Source organism: Stenotrophomonas sp. 82F1 (genome assembly GCF_056861525.1).
Map to the genome: position 1 here is coordinate 1 of NZ_JBSPUD010000007.1, position 24,562 is coordinate 24,562.

Annotated in this window: 25 protein-coding genes and 6 tRNA genes; 20 read left to right on the plus strand and 11 right to left on the minus strand. The window is 64.2% G+C overall.

Going from position 1 to position 24,562, the window contains the following annotated elements; genetic code table 11:
• Window positions 1-373 precede the first annotated feature (373 nt).
• The 4 genes from ppk1 to AC13GI_RS09460 all read right to left on the minus strand — a co-directional run bounded on the left by ppk1 (window position 374) and on the right by AC13GI_RS09460 (window position 6,355).
• Window positions 374-2,461, minus strand: coding sequence for a polyphosphate kinase 1 (gene ppk1, locus AC13GI_RS09445; protein ID WP_482996131.1), 2,088 nt, complete (start codon window positions 2,459-2,461; stop codon window positions 374-376).
• Window positions 2,462-2,465: 4 nt separating this feature from the next.
• Window positions 2,466-3,797 (minus strand): phosphate regulon sensor histidine kinase PhoR, encoded by a 1,332-nt coding sequence (gene phoR, locus AC13GI_RS09450; RefSeq protein WP_025878120.1) that lies wholly within the window; start codon window positions 3,795-3,797, stop codon window positions 2,466-2,468.
• Between the two features lie 105 nt (window positions 3,798-3,902).
• Complete coding sequence (gene phoB / locus AC13GI_RS09455; protein WP_089239076.1) at window positions 3,903-4,592, minus strand: phosphate regulon transcriptional regulator PhoB; 690 nt, start codon at window positions 4,590-4,592, stop codon at window positions 3,903-3,905.
• 116 nt (window positions 4,593-4,708) lie between these two features.
• Window positions 4,709-6,355 carry a M48 family metalloprotease gene (locus AC13GI_RS09460; protein WP_482996132.1) on the minus strand — a complete coding sequence of 549 codons (1,647 nt, stop codon included), beginning with the start codon at window positions 6,353-6,355 and terminating at the stop codon, window positions 4,709-4,711.
• A 146-nt stretch (window positions 6,356-6,501) separates the two neighbouring features.
• On the opposite strand from AC13GI_RS09460, the gene grxC reads away from it, so the two are divergent.
• The 6 genes from grxC to AC13GI_RS09490 all read left to right on the plus strand — a co-directional run bounded on the left by grxC (window position 6,502) and on the right by AC13GI_RS09490 (window position 11,175).
• Window positions 6,502-6,792 (plus strand): glutaredoxin 3, encoded by a 291-nt coding sequence (grxC, locus tag AC13GI_RS09465; RefSeq protein WP_025878124.1) that lies wholly within the window; start codon window positions 6,502-6,504, stop codon window positions 6,790-6,792.
• Window positions 6,789-7,181: a carboxymuconolactone decarboxylase family protein gene (locus AC13GI_RS09470; protein WP_046986956.1), complete on the plus strand. Its 393-nt coding sequence runs from the start codon at window positions 6,789-6,791 to the stop codon at window positions 7,179-7,181. Before grxC ends, AC13GI_RS09470 begins: the two co-directional genes overlap by 4 nt.
• Before the next feature lie 313 nt (window positions 7,182-7,494).
• A complete protein-coding gene (locus AC13GI_RS09475) occupies window positions 7,495-8,499 on the plus strand; it encodes an isocitrate dehydrogenase (protein WP_099819170.1) in 1,005 nt (334 codons plus the stop codon).
• Between the two features lie 182 nt (window positions 8,500-8,681).
• Window positions 8,682-9,425 (plus strand): cysteine hydrolase family protein, encoded by a 744-nt coding sequence (locus AC13GI_RS09480; protein WP_482996133.1) that lies wholly within the window; start codon window positions 8,682-8,684, stop codon window positions 9,423-9,425.
• A gap of 53 nt (window positions 9,426-9,478) precedes the next feature.
• A complete protein-coding gene (locus AC13GI_RS09485) occupies window positions 9,479-10,387 on the plus strand; it encodes a LysR family transcriptional regulator (protein WP_482996134.1) in 909 nt (302 codons plus the stop codon).
• Between the two features lie 26 nt (window positions 10,388-10,413).
• Window positions 10,414-11,175: a sulfite exporter TauE/SafE family protein gene (locus tag AC13GI_RS09490; protein ID WP_180163726.1), complete on the plus strand. Its 762-nt coding sequence runs from the start codon at window positions 10,414-10,416 to the stop codon at window positions 11,173-11,175.
• A 4-nt stretch (window positions 11,176-11,179) separates the two neighbouring features.
• Here AC13GI_RS09490 and AC13GI_RS09495 read toward each other — a convergent pair whose 3' ends face one another.
• Entirely contained in the window at window positions 11,180-11,812 is a 633-nt protein-coding gene (locus AC13GI_RS09495) for a flavin reductase family protein (RefSeq protein WP_380652865.1), read from the minus strand.
• Between the two features lie 96 nt (window positions 11,813-11,908).
• On the minus strand, window positions 11,909-12,667 hold the full coding sequence (locus tag AC13GI_RS09500; RefSeq protein ID WP_346577954.1) for a Bax inhibitor-1/YccA family protein: 759 nt from the start codon (window positions 12,665-12,667) through the stop codon (window positions 11,909-11,911).
• A 181-nt stretch (window positions 12,668-12,848) separates the two neighbouring features.
• Here AC13GI_RS09500 and AC13GI_RS09505 point away from each other — a divergent pair.
• The 4 genes from AC13GI_RS09505 (at window position 12,849) to AC13GI_RS09520 (ending at window position 14,864) form a co-directional block, all read left to right on the plus strand.
• Window positions 12,849-12,925 (plus strand) — tRNA-Pro (locus AC13GI_RS09505).
• A gap of 38 nt (window positions 12,926-12,963) precedes the next feature.
• Window positions 12,964-13,040, plus strand: a tRNA-Arg gene (locus AC13GI_RS09510).
• 158 nt (window positions 13,041-13,198) lie between these two features.
• Window positions 13,199-13,945 (plus strand): TIGR04255 family protein, encoded by a 747-nt coding sequence (locus AC13GI_RS09515; protein WP_482996135.1) that lies wholly within the window; start codon window positions 13,199-13,201, stop codon window positions 13,943-13,945.
• A 322-nt stretch (window positions 13,946-14,267) separates the two neighbouring features.
• Window positions 14,268-14,864: a hypothetical protein gene (locus AC13GI_RS09520; RefSeq protein WP_482996136.1), complete on the plus strand. Its 597-nt coding sequence runs from the start codon at window positions 14,268-14,270 to the stop codon at window positions 14,862-14,864.
• Between the two features lie 292 nt (window positions 14,865-15,156).
• Here AC13GI_RS09520 and AC13GI_RS09525 read toward each other — a convergent pair whose 3' ends face one another.
• Window positions 15,157-16,068 carry an integrase gene (locus tag AC13GI_RS09525; RefSeq protein WP_482996137.1) on the minus strand — a complete coding sequence of 304 codons (912 nt, stop codon included), beginning with the start codon at window positions 16,066-16,068 and terminating at the stop codon, window positions 15,157-15,159.
• A 32-nt stretch (window positions 16,069-16,100) separates the two neighbouring features.
• On the opposite strand from AC13GI_RS09525, the gene AC13GI_RS09530 reads away from it, so the two are divergent.
• On the plus strand, window positions 16,101-16,343 hold the full coding sequence (locus AC13GI_RS09530) for a YegP family protein (RefSeq protein ID WP_482996138.1): 243 nt from the start codon (window positions 16,101-16,103) through the stop codon (window positions 16,341-16,343).
• 210 nt (window positions 16,344-16,553) lie between these two features.
• Here AC13GI_RS09530 and AC13GI_RS09535 read toward each other — a convergent pair whose 3' ends face one another.
• The 4 genes from AC13GI_RS09535 to AC13GI_RS09550 form a co-directional block, all read right to left on the minus strand.
• Window positions 16,554-16,859 (minus strand): hypothetical protein, encoded by a 306-nt coding sequence (locus AC13GI_RS09535; protein ID WP_482996139.1) that lies wholly within the window; start codon window positions 16,857-16,859, stop codon window positions 16,554-16,556.
• Window positions 16,856-17,167 carry a hypothetical protein gene (locus AC13GI_RS09540; RefSeq protein ID WP_482996140.1) on the minus strand — a complete coding sequence of 104 codons (312 nt, stop codon included), beginning with the start codon at window positions 17,165-17,167 and terminating at the stop codon, window positions 16,856-16,858. The genes AC13GI_RS09535 and AC13GI_RS09540 overlap by 4 nt, the downstream gene beginning before the upstream one ends.
• Before the next feature lie 287 nt (window positions 17,168-17,454).
• Complete coding sequence (locus tag AC13GI_RS09545) at window positions 17,455-17,595, minus strand: hypothetical protein (RefSeq protein WP_482996141.1); 141 nt, start codon at window positions 17,593-17,595, stop codon at window positions 17,455-17,457.
• A gap of 198 nt (window positions 17,596-17,793) precedes the next feature.
• Complete coding sequence (locus AC13GI_RS09550) at window positions 17,794-18,483, minus strand: LexA family transcriptional regulator (protein WP_482996142.1); 690 nt, start codon at window positions 18,481-18,483, stop codon at window positions 17,794-17,796.
• 72 nt (window positions 18,484-18,555) lie between these two features.
• Between AC13GI_RS09550 and AC13GI_RS09555 the strand changes: the two genes are divergently transcribed.
• The 9 genes from AC13GI_RS09555 to clpX all read left to right on the plus strand — a co-directional run bounded on the left by AC13GI_RS09555 (window position 18,556) and on the right by clpX (window position 24,442).
• Window positions 18,556-18,942 carry a hypothetical protein gene (locus AC13GI_RS09555; RefSeq protein WP_482996143.1) on the plus strand — a complete coding sequence of 129 codons (387 nt, stop codon included), beginning with the start codon at window positions 18,556-18,558 and terminating at the stop codon, window positions 18,940-18,942.
• 644 nt (window positions 18,943-19,586) lie between these two features.
• A tRNA-His gene (locus AC13GI_RS09560) sits at window positions 19,587-19,663 on the plus strand.
• Window positions 19,664-19,742: 79 nt separating this feature from the next.
• Window positions 19,743-19,818: transfer RNA gene (locus AC13GI_RS09565), tRNA-Lys, on the plus strand.
• 149 nt (window positions 19,819-19,967) lie between these two features.
• Window positions 19,968-20,043 (plus strand) — tRNA-Lys (locus AC13GI_RS09570).
• A gap of 255 nt (window positions 20,044-20,298) precedes the next feature.
• A complete protein-coding gene (locus AC13GI_RS09575; RefSeq protein ID WP_482996144.1) occupies window positions 20,299-20,628 on the plus strand; it encodes a hypothetical protein in 330 nt (109 codons plus the stop codon).
• A 123-nt stretch (window positions 20,629-20,751) separates the two neighbouring features.
• A tRNA-Leu gene (locus AC13GI_RS09580) sits at window positions 20,752-20,836 on the plus strand.
• Between the two features lie 191 nt (window positions 20,837-21,027).
• Window positions 21,028-22,323 (plus strand): trigger factor, encoded by a 1,296-nt coding sequence (tig, locus tag AC13GI_RS09585; RefSeq protein ID WP_482996145.1) that lies wholly within the window; start codon window positions 21,028-21,030, stop codon window positions 22,321-22,323.
• 76 nt (window positions 22,324-22,399) lie between these two features.
• Window positions 22,400-23,026 (plus strand): ATP-dependent Clp endopeptidase proteolytic subunit ClpP, encoded by a 627-nt coding sequence (gene clpP, locus AC13GI_RS09590; RefSeq protein WP_025878142.1) that lies wholly within the window; start codon window positions 22,400-22,402, stop codon window positions 23,024-23,026.
• A 126-nt stretch (window positions 23,027-23,152) separates the two neighbouring features.
• On the plus strand, window positions 23,153-24,442 hold the full coding sequence (gene clpX, locus AC13GI_RS09595; protein WP_099819177.1) for an ATP-dependent Clp protease ATP-binding subunit ClpX: 1,290 nt from the start codon (window positions 23,153-23,155) through the stop codon (window positions 24,440-24,442).
• Window positions 24,443-24,562: the final 120 nt, after the last annotated feature.

The window sequence follows — 24,562 nt, forward strand, 5'->3', positions numbered from 1 at the left end:
ACGCCAACGGCGGGGTAGCGGGGGGTTGGGGGGGGGGGGCGGGGGGCGGGGGCCGCTGCAAGTACGTCCCTGTAAGCTCGGTCGCGCCATCCATGGCGCTCACGCCCCCGCAACCGGACCCACCCCGCCTTCGGCAGGTTCGCGTGGCTGTCGGTAGGTGTCGACCTTGGTCGACACGGTAGATCCACGCCATGCGTGGATGAATTCAAACGTGCCAACCAAGGTCGGCATCTACCGGATCAAAGACCCTGCATCTGTCGACCTTCGACAGGTCGCTGCGGCTGTTGGTAGGTGTCGACCTTGGTCGACACGGTAGATCCACGCCATGCGTGGATGATTCCAAACGTGCCGACCAAGGTCGGCAGCTACCGGGTCAGAGCCCCTGCATCAACGCCATCTGTGCCGAATGCGGCGCTTCGTCGTGGGCCGGCGCGCGCTTGTGGTAGATGCCCTCGGCATCCAGCTCCCAGGCGTTGAGGTTGTCGTCCAGGTAGTTCTGCAACACTTCGCGATAGACCCGCTTGGCCAGTTCCGGGTCGAGGATCGGGAAGCAGGTTTCCACCCGGCGCAGCAGGTTGCGTTCCAGCCAGTCGGCGCTTGCGCAGTAAAGCTCCGGTGCGCCGTCGTTGCCGAACCAGTAGACCCGGCTGTGTTCCAGGAAGCGGCCGACGATCGAGCGCACGCGGATGTTGTCCGACACGCCGGGTACGCCCGGGCGCAGGGTGCAGGCGCCGCGGATGATCAGGTCGATCTGCACCCCCGCCTGCGAGGCGGCGTACAGCGCTCGGATCACCTGCGCTTCGTTGAGGGCGTTCATCTTGGCGATGATCCGCGCTGGTCGCCCGGCGGCAGCGATGCGCGTCTCGCGCTCGATCCTCGCCAGGATTCCGGTGTGCAGGGTGAAGGGCGACTGCAGCAGGCGCTTGAGCTTCATCTTCGAGGCCAGCCCGGACAACTGCTGGAACAGCAGGTGAACGTCGTTGCCGATGTCGGCGTCGGCGGTGATCAGGCTCAGGTCGGTGTACGCGCGGGCGGTGCCGCTGTGGTAGTTGCCGGTGCCCAGGTGAACGTAGCGGCGCAGCTTGCGGCCTTCGCGGCGCACGATCAGCAGCATCTTGGCGTGGGTCTTGTAGCCGACCACGCCATACACCACCTGCACGCCGGCTTCCTGCAGTCGATCGGCCAAGCCGAGGTTGGCTTCTTCATCGAACCGCGCGCGCAGCTCGACCACCACGGTTACGTCCTTGCCGGCACGTGCCGCCTGGATCAGGGCATCGACGATCAAGGAGTCCTTGCCGGTGCGATACAGGGTCTGCTTGATCGCCAGCACGTTCGGATCCAGCGCGGCCTGGCGGATCAGGTCCAGCACTGCACCGAACGCGTCGAAGGGGTGGTGCAGCAGCAGGTCCTTGCGCGCGGTGGTCTCGAAGATGCCGTCGCTGTCGCGCAGGGTGCGCGGGGTCATCGGCGGATACTTCAGGTCCGGCTGCGCGATCAGGTCGTACAGCTGGATGATGCGGTTGAGGTTGACCGGTCCATCGATGCGGTACACCGCGTTCTCGGTCAGGCCGAAGTTCTGCAGCAGGGTGCGGACGATGTCGCGCGGCATGTCGTGGGCGATTTCCAGCCGCACCGCAGGACGGTAGCCACGGTCCACCAGCTCGTCACGCAGTGCCAGCGCCAGGTTTTCCACTTCCTCCTCGTCCACCACCAGCTCGGAGTTGCGGGTGACACGGAACTGGTAGGCGCCCAGCACTTCCAGGCCCGGGAACAACTCGTCCACGAAGGTGGACAGCACCGAGGACAGGAACACGAAGTTCTGCGGGCCGCCGAGTTTTTCCGGCAGCTGGATGATCCGCGGCAGCGAACGCGGTGCGCGCACGATGGCCAGGTGGCCGCTGCGGCCGAACGCATCGGTGCCCTTCAGCACCACCACGATGTTCAGCGACTTGTTGAGGATCTTCGGGAACGGATGCACCGGATCCAGGCCCAGCGGCGACAGCACCGGCATGATCTCGTTGCGGAAATAGGCACGCAGCCAGCGCTTCTGGCGGTGGGTCCAGGAGTTGCGGCCGAGCACGCCGATGCCGGCCTCCATCAGCGCCGGGCGCAGCGTCTGGTTCCAGCAGCGGTACTGCTGGTCCACCAGCTCGGCGGCGCGCTCGTGGATGGCATTGAGAATGGCCTGCGGGCTCATGCCGTCCGGGGCCGGCGGCAGGCCGAACTCCTGCGCATGACGGACCGCAGCGGCACGGATCTCGAAGAATTCGTCCAGGTTGGTGCAGGAGATGCACATGAAGCGCAGGCGCTCCAGCAGCGGCACCTGCGGGTCCATCGCCTGCGCCAGCACGCGGAAGTTGAAATCCAGCTGCGACAGTTCGCGGTTGATGTACAGCGCCGGGTCGCGCAACGGATCGCTGTCCGTGCTCACGGGGAGGGGGAGGGATCCGAGGCTGCTCATGGCGTCATTCTTCGAAGGAGGTCAGGGGGGCGGACTCACGCGGTCGCACGTGGTCGGCATCGAAATGGCAGGCGAACACCGAGCCCTTGCCGACCTCGCTGTCGATTTCCAGGCGTGCGTGGTGCAGACCGAGGATGTGCTTGACGATCGACAGGCCCAGGCCGGTGCCGCCGCTTTCGCGCGAGCGGCTGCTGGAGACACGGTAGAACCGTTCGGTCAGGCGCGGCAGGTGCGTGGCGGGAATACCGTAGCCGGTGTCACGCACCGCCAGCACCACACCATCGCCCTCGCGGCGGAACTCCACCGCGATGCGGCCACCGGCCGGGGTGTAGCGCACCGCGTTGGTGACCAGGTTGGAGAAGGCGCTGTGCAGTTCCTTGGTCGAGCCCTGCAGGTCCACGCCGGCCAGGTCGTCGATGCTGATCTGGTGGCGGCCCTGGCTGTGCGCCTCGGCTTCGCGGCGCAGGGTGGCCAGCATGGGTTGCATCGCCACCGTCTCGGCTTCGCTGTGTTCCTGCGATTCCAGCCGCGACAGGGTCAACAGGTCCTCCACCAGCTGGGCCATGCGCTGGCTCTGCTTGCGCATCTCTTCCAGCATCGGTCCGGTTCCCGGGAAATCCTCCGGGTCCATCATGTCGAGGTAGCCGTGGACCACGGTGAGCGGGGTGCGCAGTTCGTGTGAAACGTTGGCCACGAAGTCACGGCGCACCTGTTCCAGGCGCAGCAGCTTGCTGACATCACGGGCGATCAGCAGCCAGTAGTCGGACGAATAGGGAATCAGGCGCAGGTTCAGGCGGATCGCAGGATCGACCGGCGAGGGCACGTCCAGGATCGGTTCGGCATTGCGGCCACCGGCCAGCCAGTGGGCCAGCGGCATCGGCTGCAGGCGTTCGACCAGGGCCTCACCCAGATCGCCGGGATGGTGCAGGCCGAGCAGGGCCGTGGCCGCTTCGTTGAACCACTGCACGCGCTGGCTGTTGCGGTCCAGCACCACCACGGCGTCGGGCAGCGCGGCGGCGGCGGCGCGATAGCTGCGCAGCATGTCCAGCAGGCGTCGCTTGCGCACGCGCATCTCGACCTGGTTGCGGTACAGCAGGCGGTCCAGCTCATTCCAGACGCCGGTGCCCTCGGCGGCGGTATCCCAGCGCTGGCGCGCGGTCAGCCGGCGCAGCACGCGGCGCAGCCGCCAGTAATGCCAGACCAGCGTCGCCAGTGCCGCCAGCGCGATGCAGAGCCACAGGTGGCCAGTGAACCATCCGACCAGACCGGCCAACAGCAACACGGTGGCCACGGTGGCCAGTGTCTTCAACCAGGCAGAGCGGATGTGGCGGGGCATTGCGGTCTCGTCGTGGGTTGCGGCGGTTCACGCAGGTGAACCGAGGGTTATAGCAGAGTTGCCGACGCCGGCACCGTGGGGTGCACGGCGCCGGCACGACGAGGCTCAGGTTGCGGTGGAGAAGCGGTAACCGGCGCCGCGCACGGTCTGCACCATGTTCTCGGCGTTGAACGGTTCCAGCGTCTTGCGCAGGCGGCGGATATGCACGTCGATGGTGCGTTCTTCCACATACACGCTGCCGCCCCACACGTGGTCCAGCAGCTGCGCACGGGTATACACGCGCTCGGGGTGGGTCATGAAGAAGTGCAGCAGGCGGTATTCGGTCGGGCCGATCGGCACCGGCTGGTCGTTGGCGAACACGCGATGGGCGGCGCCGTCGATGCGGATCGAGCCCACCGCCACGCTGCCGTCCTCGTCATCGTCGCGGGCGCGGCGCATGACCGCGCGGATACGGGCCAGCAGTTCGCGCGCCGAAAACGGCTTGACCACGTAGTCGTCCACACCGGCTTCGAGGCCGCCGACGCGGTCGTTCTCTTCGCCGCGCGCGGTCAGCATGATGATCGGCACTTCGCGGGTCAGGGTTTCCTTGCGCCAGCGCCGGGCCAGGTCCAGGCCGCTGGTGCCGGGCAGCATCCAGTCCAGCAGGATCAGGTCGGGGACGCGGTCGGCGATGGCGGTCTGGGCCTCGCGGGCGTCACCGGCGTGGACAGGTTCGTAATCGCCCTTGCGAAGGGCGAACGCGACCATTTCGCGGATCGCGGGCTCGTCATCGACGATCAGGATGCGTTTCTGCACGAGGGCACCGTAGGGCTCAGTTACTGGAGTGGTGCCAGTAGACTACGGTTTGATGACATGTTTGTGACTACCTGGCCGGCATCTGGCATTGCTGCCATCTGCCGGTCATGCCGTGCTCAGCGGCGGTCCAGGTCCGGGTCCTGTACACCCTGCCGGCGCAGCTCGAGTACGGTGGGGGTGATCGACTCGATCCGCGCATCCACCCGGGCCCGGCCGACATAGTCCAGGGCGGGGTTGCGCTTGAGTGCCTGCAGCTGCATCAGGGCCTGTTCGGGTCGCCCGCCCAGGAACGCTGCCTCGGCATAGGCCTCGCTGGCGCGGACACTGTCACCGGCCAGTTCACTGGCGCGGGCGTAGCGCTGCTGGAAGACCGGATCGTTACCGCTTTGCGACAGCAGCGGACGCAGCATCGCCTGCGCGCGCTGACCCGCGGCCTGGCCGCCCTGCTCATTCAGGATTTCGGCATAGGTCAGGGCCACCGGCCGGCTGTTGGGGTGTTCGTGCAGCAGCTGCTCGAAGCGCGCATTGGCCTGGGCGGACTGGCCGGTGCGGGATTCCGCCTCGGCCAGGGCCAGGGCGACCCAGAGGCTGTCCGGGTGGGTCTTCAACAGCTCGGTCAACGTCTGCCGGGCCTCGCTGGCGCCGCTGCGGCCACCGCGCATGCTGGCCAGTGCCTGGCCGTAACGCTGGGCGTCGTCCAGGCCATCCTTCTGCCGCCGCGCAAGATCGGCGTACTCACGCTGCAGTTCGGCCGGGCTGTCGGCGCTGAGTACGCGCAGGCGTTCGCGGGCCCAGTTGAAATCGCCACTGGCGCCGCGGCTGAGCTGGCCGATCGGCACCCGCAGCACGCTGCCGGGCAACAGCGGGTTGATGCCGCGCAGCAGCGGATCGCCCAGGGTCGGGTCGGCCGGATCCACCCGTTCCCTGCGCTCGCCGCTGGGCGTGCGCGTGGTCAGCAGCACCGTGTCCTTCTTCATCTGTTCGGCGCGGGCCTTGGCCTCGCTGATGCGGGTGGTGTTGACCGGGTGCGTGCGCAGGAAGTCGGGAACGCTGTAACCGCCGTCGTTGCCGCGCATCGCCGAGGACATACGCTCGAAGAAGCCGGCCATCGCGTCCACGTCGTAGCCGCTGCGCGACAGCGTGCGGATGCCCAGCCGGTCGGCCTCCGATTCATTGGAGCGGGTGTAGTCGATCTGCCGTTGCTGCATCAGGCCCATGCCCGAGCTGATCGCCGCCATGGTGGCGTTGCCCGAGGAGGAGCTGTTGCTGGCCTGGGCGGCAACCACCGCCGCCAGCATGCCCAGCAGGATCGGGATCTGGTCACGCTGGGCGCGCTCGACCCCGCGCAGCACGTGCTGCTGGGTGACGTGGGCGATTTCGTGCGACAGCACCGCCGCCACCTCGTCCTCGCGCTCGGCCGTCAGCACCAGGCCGGCATTGACGCCGATGTAACCGCCGAGGGTGGCGAAGGCATTGATCTGGCGGTCCTTCATCACGAAGAACGTGTAGGGCTGGCGCGGCTGGTCGCTGTTGGAACCGAGGCGGGTGCCCATGGTCTGCAGCCAGTCGTTGACCAGCGGATCGTCCAGCAGGTAGCCGTAATTGCGCAGCTCGCGCAGCATCATCGCGCCGTACTCGGCCTGGCGGGCCGGGGTCAGCAGTTCGCCCGCCGAGGAGCCGATGTCCGGCAGCTTCTCCTGGGCCTGCGCCAGCGGGGCGGCCAGGGCCAGGGTCAGGGCAGCGGTGAGCAGCAGGGGTCGCAAGCGGTCGGTCCTCGGGCAGAGTCTGCCCAGCGTGGCAGGGCAGGGGGCAACCATTCGTTAATCAATCCACAGTGTTGCGGGCGTGGCGTGGAAATTCCAGCGCACCGGTACCATATATGGACCGTCGATCCATCGTGGAGTTTCCCGTGACAGCCCAGTCCGCCGGCGCTACCCCCGCCATCACCATCTATTCCACCGCCGTCTGCCCGTACTGCGTGGCCGCCAAGAACTTCCTCAAGAGCAAGGGCCAGCAATGGACCGAGGTCCGCATCGACCTGGACCCGGTCGAGCGCGAGAAGATGATGGCCAAGACCCGCCGTACCAGCGTGCCGCAGATCTTCGTGGGCGACGTCCATGTGGGCGGCTACGACGACATGATGGCCCTGCATCGTGAAGGCAAGCTCGAGCCGCTGCTGGCCGGGCAGGGTCAGGCATGAGCGCGGCCGACGACGGCAGCAAGGACCGGATCGCAGAGTTCACCGATTTCCGCAAGCGCATGAATGAACGCATCCTGGGTGAGCCGAACCAGGTGGTGCGCCGCTTCTTCGCGCTGGACACGCAGACCTACCAGGCCGGCGCGCTGGACGTGAAGACCAAGGAGCTGCTGGGCCTGGTGGCCTCGATGGTGCTGCGCTGCGACGACTGCATCAGCTACCACGTGGCCCAGTGCAAGGACGCCGGCGTCACCCGTGAAGAGTTCTTCGAGACCTTCTCGGTCGGCCTGGTGGTCGGCGGCTCGATCGTGATCCCGCACCTGCGCCGCGCCGTGGACTTCCTCGACCAGCTGGAAGGTGGCGCCGCCGCCCCCGAAGCGCACGAGCATTGAGGTAGCGCCGGGCCATGCCCGGCGGGCACCTGAACGAAAGGCCACCGGGCATGGCCCGGCGCTACCGATGACGTACATCGGGGCCTTCCCCGCGATCCAACAGCCCAGGAGCCCCTTCTTGTTGAAGGGGCGCGCCGACAGGCGGGGGTAGAGGTGGAATGCGCGGGCAATTCTGCCTGAGCCGGGACTGGGACCATGGTCTATTTGGGACCTCGGCCCCGGCTCAGGCATAATTGCGGGTGAAACTTCCTTTGCGCCGGCGTTTCCGGGCACGTCCGGACGGCGTTTTTCCCCCTGTTCGGAACATCGATCAATGACGCAGAAAATTACGGTCATCCGCGGCGACGGCATTGGCCCGGAAATCATGGACGCTACCCTGTTCGTACTCGACCAGCTCAAGACTGGCCTGGAGTACGAGGACGCCGATGCCGGCCTGGTGGCCCTGGAGAAGCACGGCGATCTGATGCCGGCGGTGACCCTGGAATCGATCGCGCGCAACAAGGTCGCGCTGAAGAGCCCGCTGACCACGCCGGTCGGTGGCGGCTTCACCTCGATCAACGTCAGCCTGCGCCGCCACTTCGACCTGTACGCCAACGTGCGTCCGGCCCACACCTTCCCGAACACCAAGTCGCGTTTCGAGAACGTCGACCTGATCACCGTTCGTGAGAACACCGAAGGTGCGTACCTGGCCGAAGGCCAGGAAGTGTCGGCCGACGGCGAGACCGCCTTCTCCGGCACCCGCATCACCCGCAAGGGCTCCGAGCGTATCGTGCGTTACGCCTTCGAGCTGGCCAAGAGCACCGGCCGCAAGAAGGTCACCGCCGTGCACAAGGCCAACATCATCAAGTCGACCTCGGGCCTGTTCCTGGCCGTGGCCCGTGAAGTCGCCGCGCAGTACCCGGACATCGAGTTCCAGGAAATGATCGTCGACAACGCCTGCATGCAGTTGGTGATGCGTCCGGAACAGTTCGACATCATCGTCACCACCAACCTGTTCGGCGACATCATTTCCGACCTGTGCGCGGGTCTGGTCGGTGGCCTGGGCCTGGCTCCGGGCGCCAACATCGGCAAGGACGCGGCGATCTTCGAAGCCGTGCACGGCACCGCGCCGGACATCGCCGGCCAGGGCAAGGCCAATCCGTGCGCACTGCTGCTGGCAGCGGCACAGATGCTGGACCATGTCGGCCAGCCGGAAAACGCCGAGCGCCTGCGCAAGGCCATCGTGGCCACGCTGGAAGCCAAGGATTCGCTGACCGGCGACCTCGGCGGCACCGGCAACACGATGGGCTTCGCCAAGGCGATCGCCAGCCGCCTGTAAGCGACGGCTCGACTCCGGTCGGATCCACAGCGGGGCGCCTTCGGGCGCCCCGTTGCGTTTTACCGCCTCCACAGAAATTTATCTGTGCACATTTCGCACAGATCATGTGCTCCGATGTGGCTGGTTCGTGCGTTCAATGCTCCGCATCCTGTGCCGACTTTCCCTCGCACAGGAGCTTGACCATGAACCTCGCTGCTTTCGGCCTGGCCAGCCTGATCGGCATGGCGGCCACCATCCCGGCGGCCGCCGCCGAGTCGTCCCATCCCACCATCCGCCATATGGCCGGCGCCCCGGCTGCCACCTCGCTCGACGCAGCGAAGACGGCCGTGCTGGTGATCGATTTCCAGAACGAGTATTTCGATGCCAGCGCCGCCGCCGGTTTCGCCGGTGGTCGCATGGTCATTCCCGATGGCGTGGCGGCCCTGCGGCAGACGCGCCGCGTGGTCGACTTTGCCGATGCCAACGGCATCCGCGTGATCCATGTGCAGCACGTGTTGCCGGCCGGCGCGCCGCTGTTCGCAGAGGGCAGCGTCAACGCCGCCTTCCACCGTGACATGCAGCCGCGCAAGGGCGAGACCGTGGTGCAGAAGGACAACGTCAGCGTGTTCGCCGGTGCCTCGGCAGCGGTATTGGACAAGGCGCTGAAGGATGCCGGTATCGACACCCTGATCGTCACCGGCCTGCAGACCCACGCCTGCGTTGCCGGTGCTGCACGCGATGCCGCTGCAGCGCCGCGCGGCTATCGGGTGATCGTCGCCTCCGATGCCTCTGCCAGCCGCGATCTGGATCTGGCCAATGGCGGGAGCATCGGCCATCGTGCATTGCATGAAGCGTCGCTGGCACAGATCGAGGATGCCTTTGGCGATGTCATGACCACCTCGGCGATTCTGGCCCTGCCGGTGCGCAAGGCTGGCGACGACGCTTGATAAGCTGGCGGGGTCCGCAGCGAGCGGGCCCCGCCGACTGGAGTCACCGCCCGATGGATCATTTCGCCGCCCTGCGAGCTTTGCGCGCGATCGTCGATGCAGGCAGTTTCACTGCCGCCGCCGAGCGGCTGGATACCACCCATTCGGCGATGTCGCGGCAGTTGCGTCAACTTGAAGAGCACCTGCAGGTGCGGCTGCTGGATCGCAACAGCCGGCGGTTGTCGCTGACCGAGGCCGGGCGCGACTACTACCGCGAGGCGGTGGCGCTGCTTGACCGGCTGGAGGCCGCCGATGACCGCGCGCGGGCCGGCCAGGCCCAGCCCAGCGGGCGCGTGCGGGTCAGCGTGCCGCAGGTGGTCGCCAGCCAGGAGTTGCCGCATTGGTTGCCTGGCTTCCTGGCGCGCTATCCGCAGGTGGCACTGGAACTGTCGGCCGACGATCAGCTGGTCGATGTGGTCGGCGGTGGCTTCGATCTGGCCCTGCGCATCGCACCGTCCTTGCCTGACAGCCAACTGGTCGCCCGTGAACTGGCGCGATGCCCGCGCATCCTGGTTGCGGCACCGGCCTACCTCGCCCGGCACGGACTGCCTCGACAGGTGGCCGATCTGCACAGCCACACGCTGTTGGCATTCAACCCGGTTGCGGCGATGACGCCGTGGCAGCTGCACGGGCCGCGTGGTGCCATCGTCAACGTGGAAGTCGGTCAACGACTGCGCGTGGACGCCACACCGGCACTGTATGCGGCCGTGCTGGCCGGGATGGGCATCAGTCTGTTCACCGCGCTCACGGTGCAGGAAGACCTGCGCGCCGGTCGGTTGATCCGCGTGCTGCCCAGCTGGCACGGTGGCACACGCTGCTATTTCGCGCTGTATCCGCATGCGCGTGCACTGGCGCCGAAGGTGCGCGCGCTGGTCGATCACCTGGCCGCGCATTACGCTGCAGCGTCGGGTGCGGCAGGGTAGTCGCGCGGCAGCGGTGAGGAGTGGGGATGGAGTCGGTGTATCTGCTGGTCGCGCTGGGTGCGATCGTCGCGGGGTTCGTGCAGGGCCTGTCGGGTTTCGCGTTCGGCATGGTCGCGATGTCGTTCTGGGCGTGGGGGCTGGATCCCCGGCTTGCGGCGACGCTGTCGGTGTTCGGCGCGCTGGTCGGCCAGTTGCTGGCGGTGTTCACCGTGCGCCGTGGCTTCAACCTGCGCTTGCTGCTGCCGTTCGTGCTCGGCGGGTTGGCGGGCATTCCGTTGGGCGTGCTGGTGCTGCCACAGCTGGACATGGTCTGGTTCAAGGCGCTGCTGGGAGGATTCCTGGCGCTATGGTGCCCGGTGATGCTGATGGCGCGTTCGTTGCCACCGGTCACCGTTGGCGGCAGGTTTGGCGACGCGCTGGCCGGCATGGCCGGCGGTGTGCTCAGTGGCATCGGCGGCTTCGCCGGACCGGTGCCGACGCTGTGGAGCACGCTGCGTGGCTTCGGCAAGGACGAGCAGCGCGCGGTCATCCAGAACTTCAACCTGGCGATGCTGGCAGTGACCATGGCCACCTATGTCGGTACCGGCATGGTGACCCGGCAGATGCTGCCGTACTTCGCCATCGTCGCGCCGGCAATGCTGGTGCCAACGCTGCTGGGGGCGAAGCTGTATGTCGGCATCAGTGAAGCGCGTTTCCGGCAGATCGTGCTGGGTCTGTTGACGGCTTCCGGCGTTGCCATGCTGGCCTCATCGTTGCCGTTGCTGCTGTCCCGTGGGGCGGCGGGATGAGGGCTCAGGCGGGCCGCTGCATGCGGAAGCGTTGCTCGGCGGTGATCCGGAAATAGTCGGCCGGTCCGCCGCCACGCAGGATGGTGTCGCTCGCTGCAGTGTCGTAGATGCCGTCGACGAGCAGCCGCGTATCGATATGCACGGCGACCACTTCTCCCAGTACCAGCCAGCCATTGGTGTCGTTACCGGCCGCGTCGCGCAGGCGTACGATCTGCGTGCAGCGGCACTCCATGCTGACCGGGCTCTGCGCCACGCGCGGCGGTGCAACCTGCTCCGAGGCCAGGGGTGTCAGCCCCGCCAATGCGAACTCGTCCACTTCGGGCGCGACGGCGCGGCAGCTTTCGTTCATTGCCTGGGCCAGATCGAATGTGGCGAGGTTCCAGACGAACTCGCCGGTGGCTTCGATGTTGCGCAGCGAGTCCTTGCGCCCCTGGCTGCTGAAACCAATGATCGGCGGCGTGTAGTTGAAGGCGTTGAAGAAGCTGTAGGGCGCCAGGTTCACATTGCTGTCGGCATCACGACTGGAGATCCAGCCGATGGGGCGCGGGCCGATGATGGCGTTGAACGGATCGTGCGGCAGGCGATGGCCGTCGGCCGGGCGATAGCTGTGGAAGCGGGGAGGGGAGGTATCTGCCATGGGGTGTGGTTCCGCGGAAGTCGAGCGCGCTCGACGCTACAAAAAAGGCCGCGATCCAGACGGACCGCGGCCTTGTCGTTTACGGCACGGATTGGATCAGCGCTGCTGGATCTTCGACAGCAGGCGCAGGAACTCCACATACAGCCAGACCAGGGTCACCATCAGGCCGAATGCGCCATACCATTCCATGTACTTCGGCGCGCGCTGGGCCACGCCGGTTTCGATGAAGTCGAAATCCAGCACCAGGTTCAGCGCGGCAACGACCACCACGAACAGACTGAAGGCGATGCCCAGCCAGCTGGCGTCATGGATCACCGGCACGTTGATGTTGAAGAAGCCAAGCACGAACGACGCCAGGTACAGCAGGGCGATGCCGCCGGTGGCGGCGACCACGCCGAGCTTGAAGTTTTCGGTGGCCTTGATCAGGCCGCTGCGGTAGGCGAACAGCAGTGCGAACAAGGTGCCGAAGGTCAGCAGCACCGCCTGGAACACGATGCCGGGGAACTTCATGTTGAACACGGCCGAGATGGCGCCCAGGAACAGGCCCTCCACCAGCGCATACAGCGGCGCGGTGACCGGCGACCATTCCTTCTTGAAGACGGTGATCAGGGCCAGCACCAGGCCGCCGATCGCGCCGCCCATGGCGTACAGCTTGGCGCCGGCCATCACCTGGCCGTAGTCGTCCACGGTCTGGTTCCAGGCGAACGCTGCCGTCAGCACGGTCAGCAGCAGCAGGAAGCCGGTCTTGTTGACGGTGCCATTGAGGGTCATTGCCTGGCCGGGGCTGGTTACCACCGAGCCACTGGCCAGATCGAGGAAGGTCGACTCGGAAAGAGCCGGGTTGCCGCTGCGCATGCGAGGTCTCCGTGCGAAAAGGGGGCGATTCGGCCATCCGGCCGATGGCTGCGAGCATAGCCGATGGCTGCGCAATCTGCGGTCATGGCCGGGCAGGGCGGGGATTGCGCGTTGACAGTTCGCACGACGCTTGGCCACAATGGTCAGCTCCCCGGGTCCACGCCCGAGGGGATTGCAACACCGGGGTATAGCGCAGTCTGGTAGCGCGCCTGCTTTGGGAGCAGGATGTCGGGGGTTCGAATCCCTCTACCCCGACCAATCCACGTCACGTCGGATTGGACGCCGTTCCGGTTCGGGCGCCCGTAGCTCAACTGGATAGAGCACCGGCCTTCTAAGCCGGCGGTTACAGGTTCGATTCCTGTCGGGCGCGCCATTGAAATCAATGGCTTGCGAGCCGGTGCGTGAAGCAGTCCACAAATTTCTCCCCAATTGAGGGGGAACTTTGCATCCTTTTCACCGGTCTCATGGGCTAAGCTTGCCAAGCCGCTGAACGCACCGCCTACCGCCTTTTCAAGGAACGGATCCTTGCCCGTGACCGAGCAGCTGAAAGAAATTGTCAGGCTCACAGATGCGCCAATCATTGACTTTGTCTGTGAAATGCGTTTTGAGTCTTCTGTCTCTCGTTTGCGTGACATTCTTGCGAAGTCTTTGGCTGAGGCATTCCCGACGCTGATCGCCCCTTCTGCAGCCCCATCTCCCGAGTTGCCTTTTCCGCTGCCTCCGGGCTTGGAAGCCGCGTTCGGTGGTGTGATGAGTCAGCTAGTCTTTTCTGATGGCGTGAATGTCAATGTGTCTGAGAGAGCGGTTGGGGTCGGTGTCGCTGGCCCTTATCGTGGTTGGGAACAATTACGCCCACGCATCGTCGAGGTTTTTTCGTCGGTTTTGTCTTCAAGCCTCATAACGAAGGTTTCGCGGTGTTCTGTTAAGTACACAAACTTCTTTCCTGGAGCACCGGTAGACGTGGCAAATGTGCTCAATGGGAAACTGGAGCTAGGCGGTCGCCGGGTTCGCGCGGAGGGGTGTCAGCTTAGAGTTGATTTTAAAGATGGCGATGATGTTTCTATCATCCAGGTTATGAATCCAGTTGTCGTTCCGGGTCGATCTGAGAATGGTCAGGGCTTAATACTGGATATCGACTGCATAAGGAGTTTCAGCCAGGCGCGCGATATAGAGGCTTTAATGGTTCAGGTCGACGCGGCGCACGCGCACGAGAAGAAATTATTCTTCGAAATGCTATCCACCGAAGCACGGGAAGCTATGGGGCCTATTTATGCGTAGGACAGCTACAGCTACTGAAAGTACTTTCAACCCGATCGTGGCGTCTCTCACCATCGCGAGTGTTTTTGGCGCGTGTGCCACCGCTGCATCGACAGGTCTTTACGGAGTAGAGGGGGCAGCGCCGGCGATTCATCCTTCTTTCTACGTGGCCGGCGCTAAGTTCGTGGGAGCCATTCCGACCGGATCTGTGAGCGCTAATCAGTGGGTGCCGACCGTCGAGCATTTCCAGAGGCTTGCATTGGATCTGTCGAGCGTTCAGGAGGACCTTCCCCCTGAGATGCGTTTGGGATCATCCGACTATCTGGACTATCTTGATTAAAGAATGCCTACTCCCTTTGATGAGGCTATTCGCTACTTGCCTGATGGCCTCTCGGAGCGCGGCCTAGCGCAGCTTTATGAGCAGTTGTCGAGGCTGGATCAGAATTTTCCTTTCTATTCTGAGATCCCTTTCGACTTCATTCTTCAGGGTGACTTACTGGCCGGTGTTAACCATTACGCGTTCTCACCAGACGGATCGGTTCAACAGGCAACCGCGAGGGTCATGCTGTTGTCGAACACCTGTGACATGTCCTCGGACAATGTAAGACACGATGATGTGATGGTCAGCGTTGCGCCCGTCATGAAGGTGTCGAGGTGGGTGGACCTGCAGCGGAGCCGTGGGATTCAAGAGTCGCAAATTGAACATAGAGCGAATGCAGCCAAGCGACAGCGGCTGACGTCGATTGTGTATCTTCCGGCGGCAGGAGATTTGGAAGAGTCCTTCGTCTTGCTAGACAAGATTCAGTCCATACCAATTGCCCTGCTTCCGAATTGGCAGCATGCTCGATATGCGGTCCTCTCCCAAGCGGGGCAATGGACGCTCGTTACGAAGCTCTCCATACACTTCTCGAGGCAGTTGGAAGGTGTAGCCAGGGGATAGCGCGCTCTTCGTTACGGCTCACTTCCAGACTCATCGACGGTAGGGAGTGAATGGTCGTAAAGACTCAGCATTGCGTCTGTCTTATGCCCGCTAGCTTTTTTCTTGTCACCTCTGGTGTCTGTCACTCCCCCGTGTTTCAGACTGTGTAGTCCAAAACGATCCTCTTGTTTTAAGACCCCTTCCCTAACCGCGTTTCGCATCATTCGCCCCCATGCGGTTTGCCAACCATCCTCGGTCAACCGCTCACCGTCCTCGCTGACGAACAGATAGCGGCTGTCGGCCCGGATTGGAATCACCCCCCCCCGCTCTTCTTCCATATCGCAGCGCGCCGCGCCTGCAGCATTGCGATGGCGTCCTCGGTTTCAGCGCCCTTGCGCACCAGGTTGTCGCGGCTGCCTTTGCGGCGATTCGTGCGCAGTACCTCGCCGTCTACGTGCGCGTCGGTCAGTGTCAGCACCTCGATGCCGCGCAGACGTGGCTGATATGCCAGCTCCATCGCCGCCCACAGGTATGCCGGCACGGCACCCTTCGCCCGTGCTCCGCGCGCGCTGCATTCCTTTGCATAGGCTTGGACGCGGCGGAACACATCCACGGTCGGCATGCGGTGGGCGCTCTTTTCCTTCACTTGCTTGATGCCGGTGGCCGGGTTGGTGCTGACGTGATCACGCTCTCGCGCCCAACCAAACACACGGCGCAGGTAGCGCAACCAGTGGTCCGCCTTCGTCGGATAGCCGGGGATAGCTGGTTCGCCGGGTTTGAGGCCCGGCCGCCCCTGCGCGATCACGTCGATCAGCCGCCGTATGAAGCCAGGAGAGAGGCGATCCACCACCGCAGCGCCTAGGACTGTTCCGTTCTTCAACGGGTAGGACTTTATGGCCTTGGCATAGTCGCGGTAGTGCTGCTGCGTCGAGGGCTGCAGCTGGGAGGACGCCAAGCTTTTGGCATGCTGATCGATGACGTACGCAATAGTGCCGCGCTGGGCCTCGCCGCGCCGGCCCTCAGCGATGGCATGCAGGTCGGAAAGGCGGGCGGCCGGTCCGGCCACCGTCTTTCTCTTGAAGCCGCGACCCTCCGGGTGCGGATCCTGCACGCACCACCTGCCACGACCGGTTCGATCCCAGTAGATGCCGGGTGGCACCAGGCTGTAGTCGATATGGGCGGGCAGGTTGGGAGGGGCCTTTCTCGGCCGGCCGGGTGGTGTCATGCTCAGTGCTCGGTAACCAGGAGGAACAGGGAGTGAGGTTCGAGGTTTATCGGGAAGGCGGGCTTTCTTTGCTTGCACAGGCTGCTGGCGATTGGCGATGGAGACTGCGCGCTGATAACGGGCGCATCATCGCGACAAGCGGCGAGGGATATCAGAACAAGGCCGATTGCCTTCATGGCATCGAGCTGGTCACTTCCGCTTCTGTGGCGACAATCGTCTATGACGAATCGCAAGGTCGGGTGCTAGCCAGAACCATATTGGGTGGCTGGTCCTAAAGGAGATCTGTCGCAACGTAGGTCTCGTGGGTTTGCGCGGGTGCTGCAAGCCCCAGCGCCTCGTTGAGGGCGGCGGTGGTTGTCCATACGCCGCCCTCTCCGTCGTACTGAATCTTCACCCCACGAGAGCGAGCCCAGCGCTCCACGGTGGCAAGCCGTGGGCGCTTCCCGGGCCGACACAGCTCCTGCAAGTCGCGGAACTGGAGAGCTTCACCGATCACGGCATGCCTCCTTGAACTCGCTTCGGCGGTGGCAGCTCGGCAAGACCCAGCTGAACTGCAAGACGTTGCTGGGCGCGGTCGGCACGGCGCGCGGGCTTCGCGCGGGCCGGTTGATCCGCCGACACTCGGCCAGTGCTGCATCGGCGTCTGCCTTCCTGCTGGTCGACCTACAGCAGCATTCGACCAAGTGACCACCACCGGCGCTCGCCCGCCGCTCGTCGTGGATGTGGCGCGCGCGGTGGCCGACGGCGCAGTTGGGCAGGCCTTCGGGATGGCTGATCTGCTTCTGAGTCATGGCTTTTCGCACTCCGTAATGTGGGCTTCCAGCTTTTCCAGCAGGAAGGCGGCTTGATTGGACCGGTGTTCCCGGTCGAAACGGTTCAGAGCAATCGGGCCGGCGTCGCGCAGCCACTGCAGCGGCTGGACCAGCCAGCGCGGATCGAAGGGGGGCCGGGCGCGCGGATCGACCCCGTGCACAAGCGGCACGCAGTCCGGTCCTGCCCAGTCTTCGGGGTCGCCGCATCTGGTGCAGGTGCGGTTCTGCAGCACGTGTTCCTTTTCCGGCTGCGGCACGCGCGGCTTGTCGAACAGTGCGCGGATCACCAGGTCGCGCTGTGGGCCGTAGTAGACCTGTTCCGCGTTGGCCTCTGCCCAGCCACCCGGCGTGAAGTCGTCCGCATGACGGTACTCCCAGCGGCCCCGTGAGCTGATTAAAGCTCGAGCATCAGGGTGTCCGCCCAGGCGCGCACTTGCTCGGCGGCGACGGGGCCGCCTGCCGTGTCAGTCTTTCCGTGCGGCTCGATCAACTGCACTTTCGTGTGGCTGGCCACCAGCGCCGGCAGGTTCTTCAGCCAGAGCGTTGCACCCTTGGTGAAGGGACTGCCGAAGTCTTAGGGCTGCACGGTCTGCGTCGGCCGGCCCAGCGCGCTCATTGCAAAGCCATGCGGCTTCGAGTTCTCGACGGCGATGAACTCTACTGGCGCGGCCATCAGGCCGGCGAACAACAGCGCTCCTTCAAGGAAGTCGCGCATTCGGTTCGGAAACTTTGGACGTTCAAGAAGAGCTTCTCGTGGATCGAGTTCGCCAGATGTATGCGTCGTTGGCGATCAATGCAATGCTGAGGATGTGAAGCTCTACGTTAGGGATGAGGACTCACTGCATGCTTCGATGAAGACACAAAAAAGCTCGGCTAGAGCAGGGCTATTTTGTTGCGCTGCTTCAAGCACAGCCTAGAACTTCCGAAGGCCTGCGTGGATCAGCGCCTTGCCTAGGATGCTTACCTCGCCGGGATCAGGTCGATAGGCTGGGAAGTCAGTGTTGACGCTGACCACGTACAGCCCATCGCCGCGCCTCTGCAGCATCTTGATCTGCGTCTGGCCACCGATGTTGATGAGGTAGTAGTCGTCGCCGTCGAAGTAGTCACAGCTCGTGTCGATCCACACAATGTCGCCGTCCTCCAGCTTCGGACGCATGGAGGGCCCCCGGCCAGTGATGAGCTGGATGCGGCCAGGCTGGGGCAGGTAGCCGAGCTTCCTGCGCACCTCCCATTCGGCGACCTCGATGCTCTTCACTACCTCCGGGTAGTCCTGGTTGACCATCCCTGCTCCCATCCCCGCACTCCCTTCAAACACGTCGAAGCGAGCATAGCCGGGTGGCGTCTCAATCTCTCGGACTGGCGAGATCCATTCCGCAGGGTCTGTGCCCAACAGCATCTGTCCTTTGCCTGTGGCTAACCAGGTCTCGCTTACGCCCAAACCTTTGGCCGCTGCCAACAGGTTCTCCCCTCGCAGGAACTTGGCTTTGCCGCTGAACCAACCGTTGACACTGGGGGCGGAAATTCCGACCCGGCGAGCAAGTTCCGCTTTGGTGATCTTGGCGTGCTTGATGGCGAGAGTGAGTCGTTCGGCGAGAGTAGTCATTAGGAAAGGCTAATTGCAGTTGGATTAGGACTGGCTGTTGACTGAATAATTAGCTGGTCCTAATCTTTCCGCATGGGAAACCTTACTGCTTCCGAGATCATCGATCGCTTGGGTGGCACCGCCGAGGTGGCCCGTATTTGCCAAATCAAGTCGCCTTCGGTGAGCGAGTGGCGCTCCAAGGGAATCCCTCCGGCCCGTAGGCAATTTCTCGAGCTGCTCAAGCCGGAAGCCTTTGCCGCGCCGCCGGCTGCAGTGGTTCGAACCTTCTTGGACAAGCGCCTGAGCAAGCGCGCGTTGCGCGCCAAGTTGGGCCTGAACAACGACACGCAGTTGGCCAAGATGCTGCAACTGCGGGTAGAGCTGGTCGAGGCGTGGGCGGAAGAGGATCAGGTGCCCAGCATTCCGCAGGTGCTTCGCTTGCTCGGCATCGAAGAGCCGCCGCCGTCCTTGCGCCCGTGATCCATGACCCTGACGCGAACCGCACCGCCCCGGTCGACGGCGCCTGCAAGGCCATCCCTGGCCGCCTTCCCTGAGTTGCTGATCTCCATGGCGCCAATCCTGCGCCGCCCGAGCCGCCGCCGCGGCAAGTCGATGCACCCGGAGACCCGGCGCGCGAAGCTGCGCGGGCTCGAAGGTGAATCGGTAACGAGGGACATCGCAGAACTGCCTACCGAGTGGATGCAGGAGAAGGCGGCGCACCAATAGCCTGGCCAAGGCAAGCATGCAGCCGCCGCCGTTCGGTTGGATGGGTAGGGGCCCGATGGTCGCCGTCGCAGGCGCAGAGCCTCCAGAAACCTCGCCACCGAGCCCTTGCTGTGCAAGTGCCTGCTCCAGAAATGAAGGCAAAGCAAGTCTTTGATTCGCATCCAGAGTCAGGCAGACTTCCGAGCCGGCGGTTACAGGTTCGATTCCTGTCGGGCGCGCCATTGGTTGGTGCGACACCGGAACGTAGCCGGCGGATGTGAAGAAGTGCTTGCAAAAGCCTGTCGACTCCACCAGAATGTCGGACTCGCTTCGGCGGACCTGAACTTCGGTGACAGTCCTCGGGCAACGTATCAAGCGTCAACGTCGGCAGCATCGACGGTGAAGCGAAAGTTTCAGTGGTGGCTGTAGCTCAGTTGGTTAGAGTACCGGATTGTGATTCCGGTGGTCGGGGGTTCGAATCCCCTCAGCCACCCCACTGATTCAACCGCATCGGCAACGCCGAAACGGTATTGCAATAAACAGAGTGCACGCTACAATGTGCGTCTGAGTTTCAAGGGCTGTTAGCTCAGTTGGTAGAGCAGTTGACTCTTAATCAATAGGTCCAAGGTTCGAATCCTTGACAGCCCACCAAGACAGAAGCCATCGGGTACGCCCGGTGGCTTTTCTCTTCAGATGTAACCCTTCGCGATGGATCGCCGGTTGCAGTGCTTGTTTCAACGACGTTGAAGAAAGTACTTGCAACGCCCTCGCGGATCGGGTCATAATTCGCCCCCGATTTCGGGCTGTTAGCTCAGTTGGTAGAGCAGTTGACTCTTAATCAATAGGTCCAAGGTTCGAATCCTTGACAGCCCACCAGACGAAAGCCACTTGGTCCGCCAAGTGGCTTTTTTCTTACCTTCGGCAGCGTCTGTGGATCCGCGTCATGGGTGGATGCCGCACGCATTGATGGATTCATCCACGCAGGGCGTGGATCTACTGAAGCACGGCTGAAATCAGCGTCAAATGCGTCATCAGCATGTTCAATGCTGTGAGCTGCTTCTCACCGGTTGCCGTCGGCATCGCTCCCAATAGGTGTTCCGCGCCGAAGGCGCATGCATGAGGAGTGCTTTGATGGCCATTAACAGAGCTGTGGGTCTGATGCTGTCCAGCGTGGCGGTGATCGCCCTGTCGGGCTGCAGGGCGGACGACGCCGCCACTGCCGGGGCCGCACCGGATCACGCGCAGACGGTGGAGCGTGCTGCGGATGTCGAGCATGTTCCCGCGAAACCTGTCGACGCCGCGATGGCGATGCGTCCGGCCCAGGCGGCGGAGGAGGGGGGGTCTGCGGATGCGGCTGAGATGAAGCACTCTGAAGACGGCGCGACGCTTGAGGCCCGCCAGCGCGATGCTGCGGTGGGCAGCGACGGTGCGGCGTCGGGGCAGGTGCAGCCCGCGCATTGATCCGGTGGCCCGGCTCGGCACCCGCCGCCCGGGCCGCTTTCTCCATCAAATGGCGTATTCAGTTTTGTGGAAGCCTTCCGCTTTCCGCCCCCGCCTGCAACAATGAACACCTGAGCCGGCCACGCGAAAGTGGCGGAATTGGTAGACGCCCTGGATTTAGGTTCCAGTGCCGCAAGGCGTGGGGGTTCGAGTCCCCCCTTTCGCACCAGGCCGGCCCGTCCCCCGCCCAGTCGGGCATCCCGCGTCAACCCCTGCGCCCCGCCATGCTGGCGGCGCCGCCCGAATTGGGCGAAACTAAAGGGCTGCGGCAAGCAGGCGCGTCATCGACGTCGTGTCCTTACAACCGTTTCATCCATCATCGAGCCGGGGGCCAGGGCGCCACCGGTGGCAGGAGTCAACATGCAAGCTTCGATCGAAACCATCGGCAACCTGGAACGCCGCCTGAGCTTCTCGCTGCCGGAAGACCGTCTGCAGAGCCACATCAACGGCCGCCTGGGCGAAATCGCCCGCACCACCCGCATCAAGGGTTTCCGTCCGGGCAAGGTGCCGGCCAAGGTGATCGAGCAGCGCTTCGGCGCGCAGGTCCGTGGCGAGGCGCTGGATGGCCTGCTGCGCGAGACCTTCGATGCCGCCGTGCGCGAGCACGACCTGCGCATCGTCGGCAGCCCGCGCATCGACAAGGGTGACGAGGGCGAGTTCTCCTTCGTGGCCACCGTCGAAGTGGTGCCGGACTTCGGTGACATCGACGTCAGCAAGCTGACCGTCGTGCGCCACACCGCCGAGATCACCGATGCCGACATCGACCAGATGATCGAGAACCTGAAGACCCAGCGTCGCAGCTGGTCGCCGGTCACCCGTGCCGCGCAGGACGGCGACCTGGTCGCACTGGAAACCTGGTCGCAGGCCGGTGACGAGCGCCTGCCGGCGGAAGGCACCGAGAAGGGCAGCATCGTGCTCGGTCAGGGCATGATGTTCGAGACCATCGAGCAGGGCCTGGTCGGCCTGGCCAAGGACGAAGAGAAGACCTTGGACGTCGAGTTCCCGGCTGACTGGCGCGTGCCGGCGCTGGCGGGCAAGACCGTGCAGGTCACCGTCAAGGTCACCGACGTCTCCGAACCGGTCGTGCCGGCGGTCGATGAAGCCTTCATCAAGAGCTTCGGCGTGAAGGGCGGCGACGTCGAGCAGTTCCGCAGCGACATCCGTGCCAACCTCGAGCGCGAGCTGAAGGGCGCGCTGATGAACCGCCTGCGTCGTGAAGTCGGCGAGCAGCTGATCGCGGCCTACGCATCGGTGGAAATGCCGCCGCGCCTGGTCGAGAACGAAGCCCGCGCCATGCTGGCCCAGCAGGTCGAGCAGATCCGCCGCAGCGGCCGCAACCCGGGCGAGATCCCGGCCGACGCCCACGAAGGCTTCAAGGACGCTGCTGCCAAGCGCGTGCTGGTCGGCCTGGTGGTCGGCGAAGTGGCCCGCAGCAACGACCTGCGCCTGGAGCCGAAGCGTCTGAATGAAACGATGCGTCTGATCGCTTCGACCTACGAAGAGCCGGAGCAGGTCATTGAGATGTACCGCAACGACCCCCAGCTGATGTCTGGCCTGCAGAACCGCGTGATGGAAGAGCAGGTGATCGACTGGATCGCCGAGCGCGCCCAGCACACTGAAGAAAAGCTGTCGTTCCAGGACGCGATCCGCCAGTAATCCCTGGCCGATTGCCGGATACCCCGCGCCAGCCCTGGCGCGGGGGTGTTTCCCCCCAAGATAGGTACCTCACGAAATGGACAACCGAACCAAAGCCCTGAACATGGTTCCCATGGTGGTCGAGCAGACCAGCCGCGGCGAGCGTGCCTACGACATCTATTCGCGCCTGTTGAAGGAGCGCCTGATCTTCCTGGTTGGCCCGATCGACGATCATATGGCCAACGTGGTGGTGGCGCAGCTGCTGTTCCTGGAAGCGGAAAACCCGGAAAAGGACATCAGCATCTACATCAACTCGCCGGGTGGCGTGGTCACCGCCGGCATGGCGATCTACGACACCATGCAGTACATCAAGCCGGACGTGAGCACCATCTGCGTCGGCCAGGCCGCCTCGATGGGCGCGCTGCTGCTGGCTTCCGGTGCAGCGGGCAAGCGCTATGCGCTGCCGAACTCGCGGGTGATGATCCACCAGCCGCTGGGTGGCTTCCAGGGCCAGGCCACCGACATCGACATCCACGCTCGCGAGATCCTGACCCTGCGTGCGCGCCTGAACGAAGTGCTGGCCAAGCACACCGGCCAGTCGCTGGAGACCATCGCGCGCGATACCGAGCGCGACAACTTCAAGAGCGCGGTCGACGCGGTCGCCTACGGCTTGGTCGACCAGGTCCTGGAGCGTCGTCCGGAAGAGTCGATCCAGGCCGGCTGACCGGCACTCACGGGGCCATGGCAGGCCCCGTTCCTGCAGGGTCGGGTGGACTGATGTCCTTCCGGCCCTGTGTTATTCTCGAATCGAACCCCCGTTCAGCGGGTGGCGTAACTGGGTAAGCGAAGCATGAGCGAAGACCGCCAAGGTCGTTCCACGGACACCGGCAAGATCCTCTACTGCTCTTTCTGCGGCAAGAGCCAGCATGAAGTGCGCAAGCTGATTGCCGGTCCGAGCGTGTTCATCTGCGATGAGTGCGTGGAGCTGTGCAACGACATCATCCGTGAGGAGCTTGAGGAAAAAGCGCAGTCGGCACGCAGTTCGCTGCCCAAGCCGCGCGAGATCCTCGAGGTGCTCGACCAGTACGTGATCGGCCAGAACCGCGCGAAGCGGACGTTGGCCGTGGCCGTGTACAACCACTACAAGCGCATCGAGAGCCGCCAGAAGAACGACGAAGTCGAGCTGGCGAAGTCGAACATCCTGCTGGTCGGTCCGACCGGTTCGGGCAAGACCCTGCTGGCCGAGACCCTGGCCCGCCTGCTCAACGTGCCGTTCACCATGGCCGACGCCACCACGCTGACCGAAGCCGGTTACGTGGGCGAAGACGTGGAGAACATCATCCAGAAGCTGCTGCAGAAGTGCGACTACGACGTCGAGAAGGCACAGCAGGGCATCGTCTACATCGATGAAATCGACAAGATCTCGCGCAAGAGCGAGAACCCGTCGATCACCCGCGATGTGTCCGGCGAAGGCGTGCAGCAGGCCCTGTTGAAGCTGATCGAAGGCACCGTGGCCAGCGTTCCGCCGCAGGGTGGCCGCAAGCATCCGCAGCAGGAATTCCTGCAGGTGGACACCAAGAACATCCTGTTCATCTGCGGCGGCGCGTTCGCCGGCCTGGACAAGGTGATCCAGCAGCGTTCCAACGACGCCGGCGGCATTGGTTTCGGCGCCAAGGTGAAGAGCAGCGAGCGCAAGCAGGAAGTGGGCAAGGTGCTGGCCGAAGTCGAGCCGGAAGACCTGATCAAGTTCGGCCTGATTCCCGAGTTCGTGGGCCGCCTGCCGGTGGTCGCGACCCTGGAGGAGCTGGACGAGCCGGCCCTGATCCGCATCCTGACCGAGCCGAAGAACGCCATCACCAAGCAGTTCAAGAAGCTGTTCGAGATGGAGAACGTCGAGCTGGAGTTCCGTCCGGACGCGTTGTCGGCCATCGCCAAGAAGGCGCTCAAGCGCAAGACCGGCGCCCGTGGCCTGCGTACCATCGTCGAATCGGTCCTGCTGGACACCATGTACGACCTGCCGTCGCAGGAAAACGTCAGCAAGGTTGTCGTGGATGAATCGGTGATCGAGCACAAGTCCGAGCCGTACCTGATCTACCAGACCCCACCGGCCCCTGAACAGAAGGCCGCTGGCGCCGAGTGATTCTTTCAACTTGTTGAATAGAAAGAATTTTCTCGGAACGTCTTGCATCTGAAAGCCGATGGCCCCATAACGGGGCCATCGGCTTTTTTTGTCTCCGGAAGATGCCCTTCCGGAGACGGT

Bases quoted from the DNA above. Each gene is read 5' to 3' on its own strand.
- ppk1 (WP_482996131.1), bottom strand. From the start codon at position 2,461: ATGAGCAGCCTCGGATCCCTCCCCCTCCCCGTGAGCACGGACAGCGAT.
- phoR (WP_025878120.1), bottom strand. From the start codon at position 3,797: ATGCCCCGCCACATCCGCTCTGCCTGGTTGAAGACACTGGCCACCGTG.
- AC13GI_RS09470 (WP_046986956.1), top strand. From the start codon at position 6,789: ATGAGCGCGGCCGACGACGGCAGCAAGGACCGGATCGCAGAGTTCACC.
- AC13GI_RS09475 (WP_099819170.1), top strand. From the start codon at position 7,495: ATGACGCAGAAAATTACGGTCATCCGCGGCGACGGCATTGGCCCGGAA.
- AC13GI_RS09480 (WP_482996133.1), top strand. From the start codon at position 8,682: ATGAACCTCGCTGCTTTCGGCCTGGCCAGCCTGATCGGCATGGCGGCC.
- AC13GI_RS09485 (WP_482996134.1), top strand. From the start codon at position 9,479: ATGGATCATTTCGCCGCCCTGCGAGCTTTGCGCGCGATCGTCGATGCA.
- AC13GI_RS09490 (WP_180163726.1), top strand. From the start codon at position 10,414: ATGGAGTCGGTGTATCTGCTGGTCGCGCTGGGTGCGATCGTCGCGGGG.
- AC13GI_RS09495 (WP_380652865.1), bottom strand. From the start codon at position 11,812: ATGGCAGATACCTCCCCTCCCCGCTTCCACAGCTATCGCCCGGCCGAC.
- AC13GI_RS09500 (WP_346577954.1), bottom strand. From the start codon at position 12,667: ATGCGCAGCGGCAACCCGGCTCTTTCCGAGTCGACCTTCCTCGATCTG.
- AC13GI_RS09520 (WP_482996136.1), top strand. From the start codon at position 14,268: ATGCCTACTCCCTTTGATGAGGCTATTCGCTACTTGCCTGATGGCCTC.
- AC13GI_RS09525 (WP_482996137.1), bottom strand. From the start codon at position 16,068: ATGACACCACCCGGCCGGCCGAGAAAGGCCCCTCCCAACCTGCCCGCC.
- AC13GI_RS09535 (WP_482996139.1), bottom strand. From the start codon at position 16,859: ATGACTCAGAAGCAGATCAGCCATCCCGAAGGCCTGCCCAACTGCGCC.
- AC13GI_RS09545 (WP_482996141.1), bottom strand. From the start codon at position 17,595: ATGCGCGACTTCCTTGAAGGAGCGCTGTTGTTCGCCGGCCTGATGGCC.
- AC13GI_RS09550 (WP_482996142.1), bottom strand. From the start codon at position 18,483: ATGACTACTCTCGCCGAACGACTCACTCTCGCCATCAAGCACGCCAAG.
- AC13GI_RS09555 (WP_482996143.1), top strand. From the start codon at position 18,556: ATGGGAAACCTTACTGCTTCCGAGATCATCGATCGCTTGGGTGGCACC.
- AC13GI_RS09575 (WP_482996144.1), top strand. From the start codon at position 20,299: ATGGCCATTAACAGAGCTGTGGGTCTGATGCTGTCCAGCGTGGCGGTG.
- tig (WP_482996145.1), top strand. From the start codon at position 21,028: ATGCAAGCTTCGATCGAAACCATCGGCAACCTGGAACGCCGCCTGAGC.
- clpP (WP_025878142.1), top strand. From the start codon at position 22,400: ATGGACAACCGAACCAAAGCCCTGAACATGGTTCCCATGGTGGTCGAG.
- clpX (WP_099819177.1), top strand. From the start codon at position 23,153: ATGAGCGAAGACCGCCAAGGTCGTTCCACGGACACCGGCAAGATCCTC.